Source organism: Aliiruegeria lutimaris (assembly GCF_900099935.1).
GTDB lineage: Bacteria > Pseudomonadota > Alphaproteobacteria > Rhodobacterales > Rhodobacteraceae > Tropicimonas > Tropicimonas lutimaris.
Window position 1 is genome coordinate 1 of the sequence record NZ_FNEK01000156.1, and the last position, 3,114, is coordinate 3,114.

3 protein-coding genes and 1 pseudogene are annotated in these 3,114 nt (G+C 54.7%); 1 reads left to right on the top strand and 3 read right to left on the bottom strand.

The features are described from left to right. From BLR85_RS27965 to BLR85_RS27975, 3 genes and pseudogenes are all read right to left on the bottom strand, one after another. Positions 1 to 129, bottom strand: a pseudogene (locus BLR85_RS27965) (transposase); the annotation flags it as partial. A 49-nt stretch (positions 130 to 178) separates the two neighbouring features. Next, positions 179 to 703, bottom strand: coding sequence for a peroxiredoxin (locus tag BLR85_RS27970; protein WP_093165106.1), 525 nt, complete (start codon positions 701 to 703; stop codon positions 179 to 181). A gap of 279 nt (positions 704 to 982) precedes the next feature. Next, complete coding sequence (locus tag BLR85_RS27975) at positions 983 to 1,525, bottom strand: hypothetical protein (RefSeq protein ID WP_170844820.1); 543 nt, start codon at positions 1,523 to 1,525, stop codon at positions 983 to 985. A gap of 381 nt (positions 1,526 to 1,906) precedes the next feature. Between BLR85_RS27975 and BLR85_RS27980 the strand changes: the two genes are divergently transcribed. Then, entirely contained in the window at positions 1,907 to 2,803 is an 897-nt protein-coding gene (locus BLR85_RS27980; RefSeq protein WP_093165112.1) for a sulfotransferase domain-containing protein, read from the top strand. Positions 2,804 to 3,114 lie beyond the last annotated feature (311 nt).

Sequence of the window (3,114 nt, forward strand, 5' to 3'; positions counted from 1 at the left end):
GATCCGAGCGAACACGCCCTTGTCGCTCCAACGCTTCCAGCGGTTGTAGAGCGTCTTGGGTGGGCCATACTCCCGTGGAGCATCAGACCAGCGCATCCCGTTGCGATTGGCAGCATTGGAACCGGAAAGTTGTGGCTTGAACGCAGTCCCGCAACCCGATTCGTCCGAGATGTGGCTATCAAAATCCAAGGTATTCCAGCATGGTTTCAGCGCCTGACACCTTAACAGGGATTCCTGATGGGTTGTCCCTCAGCCCGGGTTCGACGAACGCCTTCTGGATTGCTCCGTCGACAACGTACATCGAATAGCGCCAGCTGCGACGTCCCATCCCTTGCTCGGTTCGTTCGACGAGCATTCCCATTTGCGCGCTGAAATCGCCATTTCCGTCCGGAAGCATAGCGACCTGTTCGATCCCCAGGCTTTTTGCCCAGTTGTGCATGACAAACGCATCATTCACCGCAAGGCAAATCACCTCGTCGACACCGAGAGCCCGAAAATCCTCTGCATGTGCCTCAAAACCGGGCAGGTGTGTCTCTGAGCACGCTGGCGTGTACGCCCCGGGCACGGCAAACAACACGATATTGCGCCCACCAAAAATGTCACCCGAAGTCGCCTCTTTCCAGACGTATGGGTTCGGACCGCCGAGATCCGGGTCCCTGATCCGGATGTGAAAGGTCGTTTGCGGAACATTCCCAGGAACCATTTTCGTCTCCTGTCCAGATCTCTCGGTGCTTAGGTCGCGTTTAACCTGAAAGCTTTCGGCACAGCTTTTCATCGGATCAATATGGCAAAGAAAGTACTCGCAGCCGAATTATTAATTTCCCAGCGCCAGCACGAGCCACTGAATCCGCCGCAGGAAGCAGACCCAGCCGACGATCTAGGACGATCCTCGAAGGTCACGCCCAGACTGGCCCAACTTTACACCGCCCTGTGGTTGCATTTGTTCCGCCGTTGATTGGTCCTGCTGTCTGGTCCGAGCCCTCTATTTCCGGGGTTTATCCCTGAAATAGGATGGAAAAACCTTCTCTACTAAGGCGAAATCAGGGTGCCAGTGTTTCAGCACCTTACCATAGGCAGCCCGTTCGAACAGGTTGCCGGCCTCTGTATCGAGGTGCTGATTATCGGCGGTGTAATCAAGAAAATGGACGATCTCGTGGAGCACCTTGGCCTCGATTAGCATCTCCGCAGCAGGTTGAGCGTTGAATTGATGTCTCACCTCTCCGTTCTGAACCCACGACACTCCTTTGAAGTCACGGCAATTCGCCAACATCTGCTCGAAACCCTGATCAATGAATATGACTGTCCTGGCCTTTGCTGGATCGTAGCGGCCATAGCGCGCTCCAATATCCCCCGGCAATACGCCCGGGTCGTTGCCGAAAACAAGCGCTTGGTCGGCGACAGCGTCTACTACGGTGCTGGCATCGCGGAAAGCTTTCTGGACTGTTGGATTGCGTGCAACGCGATCTCCCAGTCCGCGTAGAAAAGCATCAAGATAGGGATATTCCCTGATCGCCTTGGCATCCATGTACATAGAAATTCCTTCCAGTACTTAGTTTATCACAGGCAACATGAAAAAGCATTTATGCACCTACAAATGCACTTACTATCAGTCTGGACCTGTCAGATCAGGCGCATTAAAGGAGCAGGCGAGACCATGATCGAAGGTCGAGTTCGCGGTGCCGATTCAACTGATCGTCGCAACATACGCCTCGAACTTCTCTGCAGGTGTGAAGTAGTTCAATGTCTTTCTTGGTCTTTCATTGAGTTTCCGGGCGACGGCATCAAGGTGGACCTTGAAGGGCCCGGCATGCGCGGCAGCAGCCCATGATATTCCAGCAGCAAGCGGGCGGTTTCAACTGAAACAGCTGAGCTTGCTTAGAATGCCAGGCCGTGAAATCATCGGCCCATGGATGACCCTGCTCCAGTTCTTGCACCCGCAATTCGAGAGTATCGCGGATCGACCACCGATCCGTTGCGTTGGGCGACGTGGAGTCCGAGAAAGGGTGACATCCTTGTGTGCACTCCGCCCAAGTGTGGAACAACCTGGACTCAGACAATGCTGGCGATGCTTGTCAATGGCAGTTCGAACCTGCCTGAAAAGGTACCGGTACTGTCTCCTTGGGTGGACGCGGACTTAGGGGTTCCCGCCGATAAGGTTGCCGCAGGACTAGCCGGACAAAAGGGGCGGCGGGTGGTTAAAACGCATACACCGGCAGATGGGTTTCCGATCTGGAACGGTGTAACAGTAATTGCCGTCTATCGACACCCGCTGGATATCTTCTTTTCTCTACGCAAACACGAGGCAAACAAAAGTGTGGCCACGCCGGATCATCCGATGAGTTTGCCAGTCCCGGAATCCGTCCGTCGTTTTATCAATGAAGATGTGGACCCGGACGATTGTGATAAAGACACATTGGCGTCCTTGACGCTCCACTATACCGATACAGTCCTTTCCGGACGCCATCCAAACCTCAATGTCTTCCACTATTCCGACATGTTGCGCGACGGTCATCGCACCGTGCAACATCTGGCCAGGGCAGCTGGCATCGAGGCCAGCGCGGAGCTGATTGATCAAGTTGCGGCAGCCACAGTTTTCGGGGCCATGAAGTCCAGGGCAGTCGACTATGCTCCCGTGGGCGGTACCGGCTACTGGAAATCCGACGCCGGGTTTTTCGACTCCGCCAGCTCTGGCAAGTGGGAAGGCAGGCTCTCGCCAGCCGAGATCAACCTTTTCAATACCCGCCTTGTTGAGCTTGTGCCGGACGAAAAGGCTCGGACCTGGCTGCTTGCGGGCGACAGCTAATGCGGAACAGCTGACCTGCCCGCTCTGAGCTCGACTCGGTGAATGACCAGGTCGAAAGCTGGCAATCGCTCTTCACCAGTGCCAGTGTTCATGTGCCCGATGAAGCGTCGGCTCCACGCCTCCCTGAATCCCAGTTGAAGTTGCCGCTGTCCCGGCGTTTTTCGTCCTACTGTCAGCCCATTGTTTCTGATTTTTACTCAAAACAGCGCAATTTATGTTAAAGCGTACCGCCAAAAACCTGAATCGTTGGGATTCCGTTGAAGCCTGATCTGTGATTCATCCTGTTTGGGAGGATGGATCATGTCAGCACC